This is a genomic window from Halosolutus amylolyticus (genome assembly GCF_023566055.1).
Lineage (GTDB): Archaea > Halobacteriota > Halobacteria > Halobacteriales > Natrialbaceae > Halosolutus > Halosolutus amylolyticus.
This window is the reverse complement of sequence record NZ_JALIQP010000004.1, coordinates 124,854-140,715: the sequence shown is the minus strand read 5'-3', so window position 1 is coordinate 140,715 and position 15,862 is coordinate 124,854. Positions and strand designations below refer to the sequence as shown.

12 protein-coding genes are annotated in these 15,862 nt (G+C 66.5%); 8 read left to right on the top strand and 4 right to left on the bottom strand.

The genetic code is table 11. From position 1 onward, the window contains the following. Positions 1-176 precede the first annotated feature (176 nt). Both MUN73_RS15955 and MUN73_RS15950 read left to right on the top strand, forming a co-directional pair. On the top strand, positions 177-2,186 hold the full coding sequence (locus tag MUN73_RS15955; RefSeq protein ID WP_250141503.1) for a glycoside hydrolase family 15 protein: 2,010 nt from the start codon (positions 177-179) through the stop codon (positions 2,184-2,186). Between the two features lie 208 nt (positions 2,187-2,394). Continuing rightward, a complete protein-coding gene (locus tag MUN73_RS15950; protein ID WP_250141502.1) occupies positions 2,395-3,354 on the top strand; it encodes a TIGR03885 family FMN-dependent LLM class oxidoreductase in 960 nt (319 codons plus the stop codon). A gap of 295 nt (positions 3,355-3,649) precedes the next feature. Here MUN73_RS15950 and MUN73_RS15945 read toward each other — a convergent pair whose 3' ends face one another. Beyond that, positions 3,650-5,167, bottom strand: coding sequence for a DEAD/DEAH box helicase (locus MUN73_RS15945; protein WP_250141501.1), 1,518 nt, complete (start codon positions 5,165-5,167; stop codon positions 3,650-3,652). 165 nt (positions 5,168-5,332) lie between these two features. Between MUN73_RS15945 and grpE the strand changes: the two genes are divergently transcribed. Next, complete coding sequence (gene grpE / locus MUN73_RS15940; protein WP_250141500.1) at positions 5,333-6,487, top strand: nucleotide exchange factor GrpE; 1,155 nt, start codon at positions 5,333-5,335, stop codon at positions 6,485-6,487. A gap of 203 nt (positions 6,488-6,690) precedes the next feature. On the opposite strand, the gene MUN73_RS15935 is transcribed toward grpE, so the two are convergent. Next, positions 6,691-7,017: an AzlD family protein gene (locus MUN73_RS15935; RefSeq protein ID WP_250141499.1), complete on the bottom strand. Its 327-nt coding sequence runs from the start codon at positions 7,015-7,017 to the stop codon at positions 6,691-6,693. Then, complete coding sequence (locus tag MUN73_RS15930; RefSeq protein WP_250141498.1) at positions 7,010-7,771, bottom strand: AzlC family ABC transporter permease; 762 nt, start codon at positions 7,769-7,771, stop codon at positions 7,010-7,012. The genes MUN73_RS15935 and MUN73_RS15930 overlap by 8 nt, the downstream gene beginning before the upstream one ends. Before the next feature lie 154 nt (positions 7,772-7,925). Here MUN73_RS15930 and dnaK point away from each other — a divergent pair, with 154 nt between their 5' ends. The 5 genes from dnaK to MUN73_RS15905 all read left to right on the top strand — a co-directional run bounded on the left by dnaK (position 7,926) and on the right by MUN73_RS15905 (position 14,100). After that, positions 7,926-9,863, top strand: a complete 1,938-nt coding sequence (dnaK, locus tag MUN73_RS15925) for a molecular chaperone DnaK (protein ID WP_250141497.1) — start codon at positions 7,926-7,928, stop codon at positions 9,861-9,863. Between the two features lie 298 nt (positions 9,864-10,161). Then, positions 10,162-11,319 (top strand): molecular chaperone DnaJ, encoded by a 1,158-nt coding sequence (dnaJ, locus tag MUN73_RS15920; protein WP_250141496.1) that lies wholly within the window; start codon positions 10,162-10,164, stop codon positions 11,317-11,319. A 149-nt stretch (positions 11,320-11,468) separates the two neighbouring features. Next, entirely contained in the window at positions 11,469-12,650 is a 1,182-nt protein-coding gene (locus MUN73_RS15915; RefSeq protein ID WP_250141495.1) for a sugar-transfer associated ATP-grasp domain-containing protein, read from the top strand. Between the two features lie 81 nt (positions 12,651-12,731). Next, positions 12,732-13,463, top strand: coding sequence for a hypothetical protein (locus MUN73_RS15910; protein ID WP_250141494.1), 732 nt, complete (start codon positions 12,732-12,734; stop codon positions 13,461-13,463). 79 nt (positions 13,464-13,542) lie between these two features. Then, complete coding sequence (locus tag MUN73_RS15905; protein WP_250141493.1) at positions 13,543-14,100, top strand: NAD(P)/FAD-dependent oxidoreductase; 558 nt, start codon at positions 13,543-13,545, stop codon at positions 14,098-14,100. Between the two features lie 305 nt (positions 14,101-14,405). Here the strand turns inward: MUN73_RS15905 and MUN73_RS15900 are convergent, their stop codons facing one another. Further along, complete coding sequence (locus MUN73_RS15900; protein WP_250141492.1) at positions 14,406-15,839, bottom strand: FAD-binding oxidoreductase; 1,434 nt, start codon at positions 15,837-15,839, stop codon at positions 14,406-14,408. Positions 15,840-15,862 lie beyond the last annotated feature (23 nt).

Below are 15,862 nucleotides of genomic sequence, written 5' to 3'. Positions count from 1 at the left end.
GTGTACGACGAATCGTCATTCACGATCCACCGCGTGAATAAGATGCACTGCAGTTGGTCAGTACCCCCAGAGAAACGGTCCGCCTATCGTACGAATTACGCTTTTACCGGCCCGCGCACGAGTAGCACCATCGCGCCATCGTACCCGTGGGGAGTCGAATAACGGGATACGCCACTATGGACGACGACTATCTCCCGATCGACGCGTACGGCGTCATCGGGAACGACGATCGCTGCGCCCTCGTCGGTCGGAACGGCTCGATCGACTGGTGTTGTTTTCCTCACCTCGAGTCGCCGAGCGTCTTCGCCGCGATTCTCGATTCCGAGGACGGCGGCCGGTTCGCCGTTCGACCCGTCGAGGCCTACGAGTCGAGCCACGAGTACGTCGATCGAACGAACGTGCTCGAGACGACCTTCGAGACGGACGGCGGAACGGTGACGGTGACGGATTTCATGCCGGTCGCGGGAGCCGGGGCGGTACGCGACGCGGAGCGCGATGACGATCGGAACGAGGGCGAATCGAGAGACGAACGGTTCCAGCAGGCGCTCTTCCGGAAGATCGAGGGCGTATCTGGAGCGGTCGAACTATCGGTCGTCTTCGAACCGCGATTCGACTACGCACGAGCGCCGACCGCGCTCGAACGAGACGACGCCGGCGACGTCGTAGCGAGGGAGCAGCGCCGAGACGCCGGCGACGCGACGGAAGACGGAACCCGGCCGGAAGCACCCGAGGACGATCGGCTGCGCGATCACGAACCGGGGAGTCTCCATCTCCACAGCGGCGTCGACCTCGCCGTCGACGAGGCTGCCGCGGTCGCGACGACGACGATAACCGTCGAAGAGGGCGAGACGCGCTGGTTCAACCTCCAGTACGGGGCGCCGAATCGGCGGCCCGCGGACGAATATCATGCGCTCCTCGACGAGACGATCGACTACTGGCGGGCGTGGCTCGACAGTTGCGAGGAGTCGGCGACCGACCTGTTCGAGTTCGACGAGGTGTGGCGGGACGTCCTCGTGCGCTCGGCGCTCGTGCTCAAACTGCTCATTCACGACGAAACCGGCTCGATTCCGGCCGCGCCGACCACGTCGCTTCCCGAGGAGATCGGCGGCGAACTCAACTGGGACTACCGCTACAACTGGATTCGCGACGCGAAGTTCACTATCCAGGCACTCCACAGCGTCGGACAGTCGACCGAGGCCCGCCGGTACTTCGAGTGGTTCCGCGAGATCGGTCACGAGACGCCCAGGGATCTCAAGCCGCTGTACGGACTTCACGGCGAAACGGATCTCGAGGAGGAGTATCTCGACCACCTGTCGGGTTACCGCGGGTCGACCCCGATCCGGATCGGGAACGCCGCCGCGGCCCAGGAGCAACTGGACATCTACGGCACGATCGTCCAGGGGATCTACGAGACCATCCGCTACGAGAACGGGCTCTCGGACCAGGACTGGGATTCCATTCACGCGCTCGCCGACTACGTCTGCGAGCACTGGGACGAGCGGGACAAGAGCATCTGGGAGTTTCGTGACCTCCACGAACACTTCGTGCACTCGAAGCTACTGTGTTGGGTCGCGCTCGATCGCGCGATCCGGGTAGCCGAGGAGTACGATCGCGACGGGCCGCTCGATCGCTGGGAGCGAGAGCGCGAGGCCGTTCGGGAGGCGATCGAGGAACGCGGATACAGCGACGAACGGGAAAGTTTCGTGCAGTTCTTCGGTGCTGACGAGGCCCTCGACGCGACGGCCCTGCTGATCCCGATCTACGACTTCCTGCCGGCCGACGACGAGCGCGTCCAGAACACGATCGACACGATCCTCGAGGAGTTGACGACCGACGACGGCCTGGTCTACCGGTTCGCCGACAGCCCCGCACGGCCGCGAGAGCCCGGCGGGTTCGTCCTCTGTTCGTGCTGGCTCGTCGACGCACTCGTGCTCTCGGGACGACTCGATGAGGCCAATGACCTGTTCGAGCAACTGCTGGATCACACGTCGTCGCTCGGCCTGCTCTCGGAGATGATCCACGCCGTGGACGGCACCTTCCTTGGGAACTTCCCGCAGGCGTTCAGCCACATCGGCCTCCTCAACAGCGCGACCTATCTCGCCAGCGCGAGCGACACCGACGACTTTCCTCCCGAGGAACTCTCGACCGGGGTGGCCGCGCCGCTGTTCCGACGGCACGGTTCCTGACGGGCCCGTTGGCGACGACTCGGGCAAATGCACGCCGTAGAACTAAGCCGCGATTCGTTCAGATGGGAACCGTGCCGACGCGAAACACCGGAACACGGAACGCACGCACAGATCGCCGCGCGACATCGCCGCGAGCGCACGGAATAGAAGCGCGATCGCGATCCGACCCCGCGAGCGCGCGACCGACGCCGATCGGCGGGGAGTTCCGATGACCGTCCTCGGCTACCACGCCTCGCACGAACAGTTCGCGCCGAGTGACCTCCTCGAGTGGGTGAAACTCGCCGACGAACAGGGTTTCGATCACGCCCTCGCCTCGGATCACTTCCACCCCTGGAGCGAACAGCAGGGCGAATCGGGCTTCGTCTGGTCCTGGCTCGGGTCGGCGCTGGAGGCGACTGACCTCACGTTCGGCACCGTCAACGCGCCGGGCTACCGCTACCACCCCGCGATCGTCGCCCAGGGAGCGGCGACGCTGCGCGAGATGTACCCCGAACGGTTCTGGCTGGCCGTCGGGAGCGGTCAACTGCTGAACGAGGGCATCACGGGCACCGACTGGCCCGTCAAACGCGAGCGCAACGCCCGCCTCGAGGAGTGTGCCGACGTCATGCGGCGGCTCTGGGACGGCGAAGAGGTGACCCACCACGGCCGCGTCGACGTCGAACAGGCGACACTCTACTCCCGACCCGAGACGCCGCCGCCGCTGATCGGGGCCGCGCTGTCGGAGGAGACAGCCGCGTGGCTCGCCGACTGGGCTGACGGCATGATCACGATCGCGACGCCCGACCACGAGGACGACGCCGCGCGCGTCGAGGCGTTCCGGGAGCGGGCACCGGACAAGCCGATCTACCTCAAGGCCCAGCACTCCTACGCCGACGACTACGACGCTTCGCTCGAGGGCGCCCGAGAGCAGTGGGGGACGAACTGCATTCCCGGCCCGGTGACCCAGGAACTCCGCACCCCCGAGCAGTACGACGAACTAGGTGCCCAGATCACCGCCGAAGAGGTCGAGGAGAACGTACGCGTCTCGGCCGACCTCGACGACCACGTCGCCTGGCTCGAGTCCGACGTCGACCTCGACGTGGATCGGGTGTTCGTCCACAACGTGAACACGAACCAGGCGGCGTTCGTCGAGACGTTCGGCGAGGACGTTCTCCCCTCGTTTCAGTAACTGATCGATCGCCGGGCGTAGACCGACGCTCCGCCGTCGATCGCGGGTAACGATCGGCCGACGATTGCCGGTGACGATCGGCCGACGGTCACGATTGCCGGTGACGATTGGCCGACAGTAGCGAGTGACGAGTTACGCCGGCACTCCGACGTTTCTACTGTGGGGTTGCCAACGACGGGGAAGCGGGCGGCGGGTGGCGGTCGACCGCCGCCGGAGGGAATCGGCCTCTAGTAGCCACTGAAAGTCAATGCACACCCGATCGCAGGACGGCTTTACGATCGGTGTGTAAACCGTTTCAGTGGCTATCATACAGCGCGTCCTCCCGCCGTCGCTCGGCGACCCGTTCCTCGCTGGTGTCGCTGGCGACGACCTCGTACAGGATCGCCCGGCCGCCGTCAGCATTCGGACGGAGGATCCGGCCGAGTCGCTGGACGAACTCGCGCTCGCTGCCGCTACCCGAGAGGACGACTGCCACGGAGGCGTCCGGCACGTCGACACCCTCGTCGAGCACGTTCGAGGTGGCGATCCGAGTGTAGGTCCCCTGCCGGAACCGCTCCAGAACCTCTCGGCGTTCTGCTGTTCCCGTCTGATGGGTGATCGTCGGGATCAGGAACCGCTCGCTGACGTCGTACGCGAGGTCGTTGTGCGCCGTGAAGACGATCGTACGATCGCCGCGGTGATCCGCGAGGATTCTCCCGAGGGCGTCGATCTTGGCCTCGCTCCCGTACACGATCGCGCGGGCCCGCTGGCGTGCGAGCAGGGCCTCGCGCGCCGCGGGGTCGGAGCCCGATCGCTTCACGAGTTCCTGGTAGTCCGACCCGCTTCGCATGTCGATGTTCGAGCGGGCGAGGTAGTTCGTGAACACCTCCTGTTTGCGCTCGTACTCCTCGCGCTCGTCGGGCGTGAGCGAGACCTCGAGGCGCTTGATGTCGTACGGTGCCAGGTGGGTCCCGGCCAGGTCGTCGGGATCGACCCGGTGGACGAGCGGCCCGACAATGTCCTCGATCACGTCGTGGGCACCGTCGGGCCGTTCGAACGTGGCGGTGAGTCCGAGTCGGGCGGGTGCGGCGAGCAGGCGAGCGATCTCGCGGTAGCCCTCGCCGCCGAGGTGGTGGACCTCGTCGAAGACGACCAGGCCGAACCGATCGCCGATCGAGTCGGCCTTGAGGTACGCCGAGTCGTACGTCGAGACGGTGAGCGGTCCGAGTCGCTGCTCCCCGCCGCCGAAGCGGCCGATCTCGACGCTGTCGGACGACTCCCGACGAACGCCAGAATCGGCGTTCGAGTGGGGAACGCCGAACTCCCGCTCGAGTTCGCGCTCCCACTGCTCGAGCAGGTCGATCGTCGGGACCACGACGAGCGTCGGGACGGAGAGGCGTTCGATGGCCGCGATCGCGATCACGGTCTTGCCGCTGCCCGTCGGCAACTCGAGGACGCCCGCGGGTGCGCGAGCCGGATCGCCGGTGGGTTCCGACGTCGTTCCAGCAGTGCTGTTCCACCGATCGGTCTCGAGCCACGCGGACAGCGCCGTCTCCTGGTACGAGCGAAGTTCGTACGCCGACCGGAGGGTCGGGACGGGAGCGAGATCGAGCACGTGATCGACGACCGCGGCGTCGATCGCCTCCAGCGTCGATCGGAGGGCGGCGTAGCGGAACGCAGGCACCCGCCAGCCGTCCGTTCGTGGGTCCGTCTCGAGGGCCGGAACGCGCTCGCGGATCGCCGATTCGAGCGCCGGATCCAGTCCGTCGACGCGGACCGTCCCGTCTTCGTACCGGAGTTCGATCGTCGGGTCGTCGTCTCGTCCCGTCGTCACGGCCGGGGGTTGGGGACCGGGCGCCCAAATAGTGTCGGTCCGGCGCCCGATCGAGGGCCGACGTCGACGGCCCGTGCGATCGGTGTGAGTGAACGGTTCGATCGGTGGCGGGTCGCGAACGGGCGTACCTCAACCCTTTTATTACCGCTGTTCCTTGACTGGCACATGAGCGAAGACGAGGGCACGAACGCTTCCGCCCAGGGTGTCCCGTCCGAGGAGGAATCCGACGACGGCGAGACGCAGGTCGCCGACCGGGAGGAGGCACCGGAGGAATCGGCCGCGGAGGTGGACGCCGAGATCGAGGGGGCCGGGTCGAACGGCTCGACCGGAGATGCGACCCCAGAGCCGGATTCGGACTCGGAACCCGACTCGGCCGAGGACCGTCCCCGTGCGCCCGAAACGAGCGAAGACGTCCAGCAGATCCTGGACCGCGTGACCGAGTACGACGACGAACTCGCCCACCGGGTCAACTCGATCGTCGAGGAGGCACGGGACCTGAACGGGACCGTCAAACACCAGCGCGCGGAACTCGACGACCTCACCGAGCGCGTCGAGGCCCAGGCCGAGACGATCGGCGAACTCCAGGACGAACTCGAAGCACACAGGGAGGCCCTCGCGGACCGGGACGAGCAACTCGAGGAGTACGAGGAGCAAGTCGAGGACCTGAAGAGTCGCCTGAAGCGCAAGCAGGCCGACTTCCAGAACTACAAGAAGCGCGCGAAAAAGCGCCAGCAACAGATCAAGGATCGCGCTACGGAGGACCTCGTCGAGCGACTCATCGGCGTCCGCGACAACCTGAAACGCGCCCTAGAAGAGGAGAGCGGCGACGTCGAGGGGCTCCGGGACGGCATCGAGATGACCCTCCGGGAGTTCGATCGGATTCTCGAAGACGAGAACGTCTCCGAGATCGATCCCGACCCCGGGACGGACACGGATCCACAGCGCCACGAGGTCATGATGCGCGTCGACAGCGCCGAACCGGAAGGGACGATCGCCGACGTCTACACACCCGGCTACGAGATGGGCGAGAAGGTCATCCAGAACGCCCAGGTGACGGTATCGAACGGCGAACTCGACGAGCCAGCGGAGTCGGACGACGGCGAGGAAGCCGAGGGGGCCGACGAGGCGGGAGACGACGGTGCCGGAGACGCCGACGACGAGGCGACCGGAACGGACGACGACACCGACGCCGAGGAAACGACCGACGACGCCGACGGTGCCGAGGCCGACGAGGAAGCCGGCGACGCGATCGAACTCGGCGGCGAAATCGCCGACGACTCCGACGCGGCGGACGACGAGTCGACCGATCAGGACCAGTAACGCTGTCAAGCCTGGTCACCGGCGAGCGACGGGACCGCCGCGTGGAGTGAGGGGCTCCCGGATTCGATCGGGCGGATCCGGGGTCCATCGAGTGCGACGAAGCGACTCTTTTCGTTCGGGAGCACGATCAGACGGGCAGACGCGATCGACAGCAGATCCGGCATCCGATCGACGACAGGACTCTCGGCCCGGCCCGTGCGGGTTCAGACCGGGAGGAGCGAGCGAAGCAGAACGAGCGTCGCGAGTCCGCCACAGAGGGCCGCCAGGATGCTTCCCGTCCGCCACATGACCAGCGCAGTCGCGCCCGCCGCGCTCCACTCTACGGGGCCGCCGGCGGCGAGTTCGGGGCCGAGGATCGCGATCACGATCGCGCCCGGAAGTACCGCGATCCCCGCCTCGAGACGATCGCTCACCTCGATCTGGCTCAGTAACCAGAGTCCGCCGACCTTCGCGACGACGGTCACGATCGCCATGCCGACGACGACGCCGACGACGAGCGGATCGAGTGATCCGAACGCGCCGTCACTCATACCGGAGCACCTCGCTAACGCCGGCGGCGACGCCGCCGAGGAGAATGTACCACTGCCCGGGGAGGAATCGGGCGGCGAGCAGGGCGGTCACGAGAGCGACGCTCCAGGGGACGAGCGACGAGTCACCGTCCCAGAGTTCCACCGCGAGCGCGACGAACACCGCCGCGAGGACGAAGTCGATCCCGTACGCGGTCGGGTCGCCGATCGCGCCGCCGGCGAGCGTCCCGACGACGGTCGAGAGGACCCACGCCGACCAGACCGCGAGTCCGCTGCCGAGCAGAAACGCGCCCCGGCCGTTCCCTGCCTCGAGGTCCCGGAGCGTCAGCGCCCAGTTTTCGTCGGCCATGAAGAACAGGCTTCCGTAGGCCTGCGGCGGGGAGAGGTGTCGAAACCACGGCTGCAACGCCGCTCCCATCAACGAGTACCGGAGGTTGACCGCGAACGTCGTGAGAAGGATCGTCGAGACCGGGATCGGGTTCGTCCACAGTTCGACGGCGATTATCTGTGAGGCGCCCGCGACGACGGTCGCACTCATCAACGTCGCTTCCGCGACGCTGAGACCGGCTTGGGTCGCCAGAATCCCGAACGCGATGCCGTAGCCCCCGACGCCGAGCGCGATCGGGAGCGCGATAACGAATCCGGCCCGGACCCCGTGGTACCCGAACGTGAGGGTCGATCCGTCGGATCGAGCGTCGCCAGCGGACGACCCGAGCGCGGCTCGGTCTTCCGACCCGGGCGGAGCGGAGTTCGACATAGTGCTGGTCGCTCCTCTCGAAGTCGCCGACGGTGAAAACCGTCACGAACCGATCGGACCCTTCCCCGCGATCGGCCGGCGAGATCTATAATACCAAGTGCAATCGGGTTTCGGTGGCAAGCTTTAAACCAAAGTGACCGCAAGGAATTTCGTGATGGCGAGCAACAAGATTCTCGGAATCGACCTGGGCACGACGAACAGCGCGTTCGCGGTGATGGAGGGTGGAGACCCGGAGATCATCGTCAACGCGGAAGGTGAGCGAACGACGCCCTCCGTCGTCGCCTTTACCGACGACGAGGAGCGACTCGTCGGCAAACCGGCGAAGAACCAGGCGGTCCAGAACCCCGAGAAGACGATCCAGTCGATCAAGCGCCACATCGGTGAAGAGGACTACACCGTCGAGATCGAGGACGAGGAGTACACGCCCGAGCAGATCTCGGCGATGATCCTCCAGAAGATCAAGCGCGACGCCGAGGACTACCTCGGCGACGAGGTCGAGAAGGCCGTCATCACGGTCCCGGCGTACTTCTCGGACCGACAGCGCCAGGCGACCAAGGACGCCGGCGAGATCGCCGGCTTCGAGGTCGAGCGCATCATCAACGAGCCGACGGCCGCCTCCATGGCCTACGGTCTCGACGACGACGAGGACCAGACGGTGCTCGTCTACGACCTCGGTGGCGGGACGTTCGACGTCTCGATCCTCGATCTGGGCGGCGGGGTCTACGAGGTCGTCGCGACCAACGGCGACAACGACCTCGGTGGCGACGACTGGGACCAGGCGATCATCGACTGGCTCGCGGACAACTTCGCGGAGGAACACGACATCGACCTCCGCGACGATCGCCAGGCCCTCCAGCGACTCAAGGACGCCGCCGAGGAGGCCAAGATCGAACTCTCCTCGCGCAAGGAGACCGAGATCAACCTCCCGTTCATCACCGCGACCGACGACGGCCCGATCCACCTCGAAGAGAGCCTGACCCGTGCGAAGTTCGAGTCGCTCACATCGGACCTGATCGATCGCACGGTCGAACCGACCGAACAGGCCCTCGAAGACGCCGGATACGAGAAAGACGACATCGACGAGGTGCTTCTGGTCGGCGGTTCGACCCGGATGCCACAGGTCGGCGAGAAGGTCGAGGAACTCACCGGCAAGGAGCCCCAGAAGAACGTCAACCCGGACGAGGCCGTCGCGCTCGGCGCGGCGATCCAGGGCGGCGTGCTGGGCGGCGAGGTCGACGACATCGTCCTGCTGGACGTCACCCCGCTCTCGCTCGGGATCGAGGTCAAGGGCGGCCTCTTCGAGCGACTCATCGAGAAGAACACGACGATCCCGACCGAGGAGTCGAAGATCTTCACCACCGCGGCGGACAACCAGACCTCCGTGCAGGTTCGGGTCTTCCAGGGCGAGCGCGAACTCGCCGAGAAGAACGAACTGCTCGGCGAGTTCCACCTGACCGGCATCCCGCCGGCACCCGCGGGAACGCCCCAGATCGAGGTCACGTTCAGCATCGACGAGAACGGCATCGTCAACGTCTCGGCCGAGGACAAGGGCACCGGCACCAGCGAGGAGATCACCATCGAGGGCGGCGCCGGCCTCTCCGACTCCGAGATCGAGCGCATGCAGCGCGAGGCCGAGAAACACGCCGAGGAGGACAAGCAAAAGCGCGAGCGGATCGAAGCCCGCAACACTGCCGAGGCGACGATCCAGCGCGCCGAGACGCTCCTCGAAGAGAACGAGCAGGTCGACGACGACCTCCGGGCCGATATCGAGGCCGCGATCGAGGACGTCGAGGAGACGATCGACGACGACGATGCGGAGGCCGAGGACATCGAGGCCGCGACCGAGGACCTGAGCCAGGAACTCCAGGAGATCGGCAAACAGGTCTACCAGCAGGCCGGCGCCGCCGACGCCGGTGCCGCAGGCGGCGCCGGAGGCGCTGCAGGTGGCGCTGCCGGTGCCGGTATGGGCGGCGGCCCGAACCCCGGCCCGGGCGGCGCTGCCGGCGGTGCCGCGGGCGGCGCTGCCGCCGACGAGGGTGAAGAGTTCGTCGACGCCGACTTCGAGGACGTCGAAGAAGACGACGACGAGTAACTCCGAGAGTCGTCTTCCTCGACCTCGATGGACTCGCTGCGCTCGTCCATCGTAGTTTCGAAAACCGAAGGGGAGCGCTGCCGCTATGAGCGAGTAACTGTACCCGCGAGCGACCAGCGGGAGCGAGCGGCCTCCTCGCGAGCAGAGCGAGCGAGGGCTCGAGGGACCTGCGGTCCCTCGGTGTTTTTCATCGAAGTTTTTGTGCCGAGAGGTGAGCGAGCGTAGCGAGCGAACCCGAGGCACAAAAAGTTCGGAACGTTCGTTTCAAGTGGTTCAACCGAGTACCGTGGGGCAACGAATGAGCGAGGATTTCTACGACGTTCTCGGCGTGAGTCCCGACGCCTCGACCGAGGACATCAAACAGGCCTATCGGAAGAAGGCCACCGAGTACCATCCGGACGTCAGCGACGATCCGGACGCCGAGGAGAAGTTCAAGAAGATCCAGAAGGCGAAACAGGTGTTGACCGACGAGGAGAAACGCCAGGCCTACGATCGGATGGGACACGATCGGTACGAACAGGCCGAGAAGCACGGGTTCGACGCTAGCGAAGGCGGTGCCGGCGGCATGGGCGGCGACCCGTTCGGCGGCATGGGCGGTGACGGCATGGGCGGCGGCCTCGGCGACATCTTCGAGCAGGTCTTCGGCGGCGGCCGCGGCCGCGGTCGCAGCCGTCCGCGGAAGGGCCGCGACCTCCGTACGGGTCTCGAGATCGACCTCGAGAAGGCCTACGAGGGCGTCGAGAAGCAGTTTACCGTCGAGCGGCCGGAAACCTGCGACGTCTGTGACGGCGAGGGCCACCCCCCGGATGCGGACGCCCGGACCTGTCCCGAGTGCCAGGGTCGCGGGCAGGTGACCCAGGTCCAGCAGACGCCGCTCGGGCGCGTCCAGCAGACGACGGCCTGTCCCCGGTGTGAGGGCGAGGGGACGCTCTACTCCGAGACCTGCAGCGAGTGCCGCGGCGAGGGCTACGTCCGCAACGAGGCCACGCTGACGGTCGAGGTACCGGCGGGAATCCAGGACGGCCAGACGCTCCGGATGGAGCGAGAGGGTGCGCCGAGCCCCGAGGGCGGCCCGCACGGCGACCTCCTGATCGACGTGACGATCGCCGAGCACGAGGAGTTCGAGCGCGAGGGCGACGACCTCCGCTACCGGCTGCCGATCTCGTTCCCGCAGGCGACGTTCGGCGACACCGTCGAGGTGCCGACGCTGTCCGGGAGCGTCGAGTTCGAAATTCCCCAGGGCACCCAGAGCGGCGAAACCTTCCGCCTCGAGGGGAAGGGGATGCCCCGGCTTCGGGGCCGCGGCCACGGGGACCTCTACGTCAAGGTGCAGGTCGTCACCCCCGAGTCGCTCAACGAAGACCAGCGGGAGGCCCTCGAGGCGTTCGCCGAGGCCGGCGGCGACGAGATCGAAGTGAAGGAAGGCTTCTTCGAGAAGATCAAGCGGGCGTTCTGACTGCGGGTTTTCGAGTCGACTGGAGATTCGATACGCGACGAAAAACGGGTCCCGGGGGCTGCAACGATCGGCGACGGGACCGTTGTACGCTCGCGGACGATCGTTACATCGAGTATAAGTATCGGGCTCGCGGCCGCCAGTCGTGATCGATGGACGTCAAACGAGCGTACCAGACGGTCGCGCAAGTACGAAAACTCGTTCGGGCGGAGCGACGGTCGGGTTCGTCGTTCGACCCGTCGCTTCGCCAGCGGTGCTGGTGTTATCGCCGCGGCTTCCTGAGCAAGTCCCACGCGATCTACGACTTCGAAGCTCACGATCCCGGTGCGTACCTCTCCGACTACCAGCGGTTTCTCGGAACGAAACGAATCAACGGTCACTGGAACGCCCTGATCGACAACAAACTCGCCTTTCACCGGGTTCTCGGCGAGTACCCCGCACACAGACCGACCGTGTACGGGATGCTCGTCGACGGTCGGTTCCACGCGTTCGATCCCGACGGCGAGGCGCCCGGCGACGAGGAGACTGACGACGGGGCGCCTGCCGAGGGAGTCGACGGCCACGGAGCGGTGTTGAACGACGGCGGGGTCGAACTCGAGCACCCGTCCCCGTCGTCGAAGCCGACTGCCGACCCCCTCGACTGGGTTGACGACCACCTCTCGAACAGGGACCGGCTCGTCCTGAAGTGGTTCAGCGGTGGCGGCGGGAACAACGTCCACTTCCTCGAGCGACGGGACGACGAATACTACTACGACGGCAGCCCGACGAGCGAGGCCGAACTCGCCGAGACGCTCGCCTCCCTCGAAAACTACCTGGTTTGCGAGTTCGTCGAGCAGGCCGACTATGCGAACGACCTGTTCCCGGACGCGGCGAACACGATCCGCGTCCTCACGATGTTCGACGAGCGAAACCGGGGGGCGTTCGTTCCGATCGCGATCCACCGGCTGGGAACGCGAGAGTCCGTCCCCGTGGACAACTTCTCGAACGGCGGGTTGAGCGCCGAGATCGATCGCGAGACCGGCCGTCTCGGTACGGCCGCCGCGTATCCGACGGGCGGCAGCGTCGACTGGCACGAGACCCATCCCGACACAGGCACCCGAATCGAGGGGACCGAAGTGCCCGGCTGGCCGGTCGTGCGCGATCGACTGCTCGAGATCGCGGAGACCCTCTCGCACGTGCCCTACGTCGGCTGGGACGTGGTCGTCACCGGCGAGGGGGAGTTCTCGATCATCGAAGCCAACAGCTACCCCGGCGTGGCGTCGCTGCAGGTTCATCGACCGTTGCTCGCCGAGGAACGAACCCGACGGTTCTACCGGAATCACGGGGTCATCTGAGGAGGGTGCCGGTGAGCGGACACGGCCGCGAGGTGACGCCGAACACGGCGGACTTTTCATGCAGTACCCGAAATGTCGTGTATGGAAACCGTCGACGCCCTGCTCACGCGTGACCGGCGCGACGATCGGCCGGCGCTCGTCGACGCGACCGGACGCGAGTTCGACGTCCACTGGCTGTGTACGACCGCCTGGAAGTCGGGCAACTTCCTGCGACACGCGGGGATTCGCGAAGGAGTCACCGTCGGCGTCGTCGGCGACGGACCGCTCGCACTCGAGGCGTTTTTCGGTACGACGCTGCTCGAAGGCCGGACGCAGTTCGAGCCGCCGACGGACCTCGCTACCCGAGTCGAGGTCCGGGCGCTCGTCGCCCCGGTCGACGCCCTCGAACGGTACGAACTCCCGAGGGGTGCCCAGCGGGTCGGCTACGGCGACAAGCCCGACGAGCCCGACGTCCACCACTTCGACGCGGGCCTCTGGAGCGAGAACCCGTCGTTTCCGCCGCTTTCCGTCTCCCCGGAGACCGACATCCTGACCGACGGGAACCGGATCTACACCCACGAGGACGTCCTCGCGACGGCGCGCGACGTGATCGACGAGCACGGCTTCGAATCCGGCGAACGCGTGGTCGTTCGGGCACCGCTGTCCGAGCCACGGACGGTCGTCGCGGGCGTGATCGCCCCGCTACTCGCGGAGGCTGTCATCGTTCTCACCGGCGACGCGGACGCGGCGACCGATCGGGGCGACTACGCCGTCTCGACCGACGAGGCCCCGGAACCACGGCGGATCGATCCCGCCTCGGTGTCGCTCCACTGAGCGGCCCTCACGTCAGGAGGTAGATACTGTCAGTCGGGCTGTAAAATCGTTTATTCCGCTGTTCGTGGTCACGCTGGATATGCCAGACGTTATCATCGTCGGCGGCGGCCCCGCCGGACTGAGTGCCGGCCTGTTCACCGCGAAGAACGGCCTCGAGACGATCGTCTTCGACACTGACGAGACGTGGATGCACAAGGCCCACCTGTTCAACTATCCGGGCATCCGGAGCATCGGCGGCGACGAGTTCATGACGCTCACCCGTGGCCAGGTTCGCGATCGCGGTGCCGACCTGCATACCGACGAGCAGGTGACCGACGTCGAACGGGCGGACGACGGGTTCCGGGTCGAGACCGACGACGACGCGTACGAGGCCGACTACGTCGTGCTCGCGACGGGCGCGGACCGATCGATCGCCGAGAACGTCGGCTGCGACTTCGACGACGAGGACACCGTCGACGTGAATCTCAGCATGGAGACCAGCATCGACGGCCTGTACGCGACGGGCGCGATGGTCCGGGCCGAGGAGTGGCAGGCCGTGATCGCCGCCGGCGACGGCGCTGCCGCGGCGCTCGACGTCCTCAGTGCGGAGAAGGGCGAACACTACCACGACTTCGACGTTCCCGACGACGTCGCCTGATCCGAGTCCAAGTGAGGCGATCGGTGTCGAAACGGGCGGTTTTCCGACAAACGTCGGAGCAGTGAGTCGTTCACCGCACGTGATCCCGGGTATCTCGGACGGCCAGGCCAGCGATCCGCGTCGGCTCCCCTGGCCGACGCGTAGCACCATCGCTTCCGCCAGGACGAGGCCACCCAACAGGTGTCCGTTTGGACCCGCCGGGTGTCGGCGCAACCAGCAGGAAGGGCAGCGCCACCGGACGACTCGCGAGTGCGATCGTGAACGCTACCGACCGCCGCGAACCGGTCCCCGATTCGTCGTCGTGATCACTCGTGGCTCGCGCCACCGTCCGGCTGCACACTTCCGGACGGTGCGATGTTCTGATTGAGGCTGAAGAGATTCGTCGGATCGTACTCGTCTTTCAGGGCGACCAATCGGTCGTACGTCCGCCCGAACGTGGTCCGAATCACGTCGTCACCCCCTTCGAGGAATCCCGGGAAGTTCAGGTACACCGAACCGTCGGAGAACTGTCGCATGTCGTCCAGGCAGTCACGCACCCAGACGACGTTCGCATCGTCGTTCTCCGGGCGTTCCCAGTTCGCTTCGACGCCGAGCAGGAAGGGTGCGTGTCTCCCCGCGAACGCGCTCTCCTCGACGTCGGCCCGTTCGATCGCACCGCCTAACTGCCAGACGTCGACCGTCGAGAGCGGAGAGGGCGCGACGTCGGTCCAGTAGGCGAGTCGCTCGATGGCGGACTCCGAGAGGCCGTCGAGGTACAGCGACTTCCAGTGGTAGCGCATCCCGTCGGGGTAGTCCTCGTCGAAGAGTTGCTGCAATTCCACGTACGGCATCGCCCCGCTGAAATCGGCGATCGGGTCGTCGATCTCCCGGAGCGGTCTCAGCACGCGCTCGCCTTCCTCGATCGACCCCGCGTAACAGCCCAGGACGCCGATCTTGGGCTCGTTCACCGCGTCCGCCGGGAACAGTTCCTCGTCGGGCATCACGCCCGCCGTCGTGAGCGTGCTGACTTCGGCGGGAGCCGACGCCACGTACTCGCGGTAGGCGCGGAGACACTCGGCCAGCCGGTCACCTGGATAGAACACCAGGCAGGTCGCTACCTCGGGTCCGACCGGGTGGAGGTCGAACTCGAAGCCGGTGACTACTCCGAAGTTGCCGCCACCGCCACGGAGGCCCCAGAACAATTCCTCGTGCTCGTCCGCGCTGGCGGTCAGGTAGTCGCCGTCCGCGGTGACCAGGTCGATCGAGGCGAGGTTGTCACACGACAGGCCGTACTTGCAGCGGAGGTGGCCGAGTCCGCCACCCAGCGTCAGTCCCGCGACGCCCGTCTCCGAGACGAGACCGCCGGGCGTTGCCAACCCGAACGCCTGGGTTTCGTGGTCCACGTCCGCCCACGTGGCCCCGCCCTGGACCCACGCCGTCCGCGCGTCAGGATCTACCCAGACGCCCCTCATCTCCGAGAGATCGATGACGAGTCCGTCGTCGCAGACGGCACTCCCGGCGACGTTGTGTCCGCCACCCCGAACCGCCACGAGAAGATCGCGGTCGCGGGCGAAATTCACCGCGTTGATGACGTCGGCGACGCCCCGACAGCGGGCGATCACGGCCGGGTATTTGTCGATCATCCCGTTCCACACCGCGCGCGTATGATCGTAATTTTCGTCGGAAGGTCGAATTACGGGTCCGTGAAGCGCCGCCTCGAACGGTTCGATCTCGTCGACGCCGATCGGATCGTGTGCCATGCCAACGCATACGTCGTGGCGGA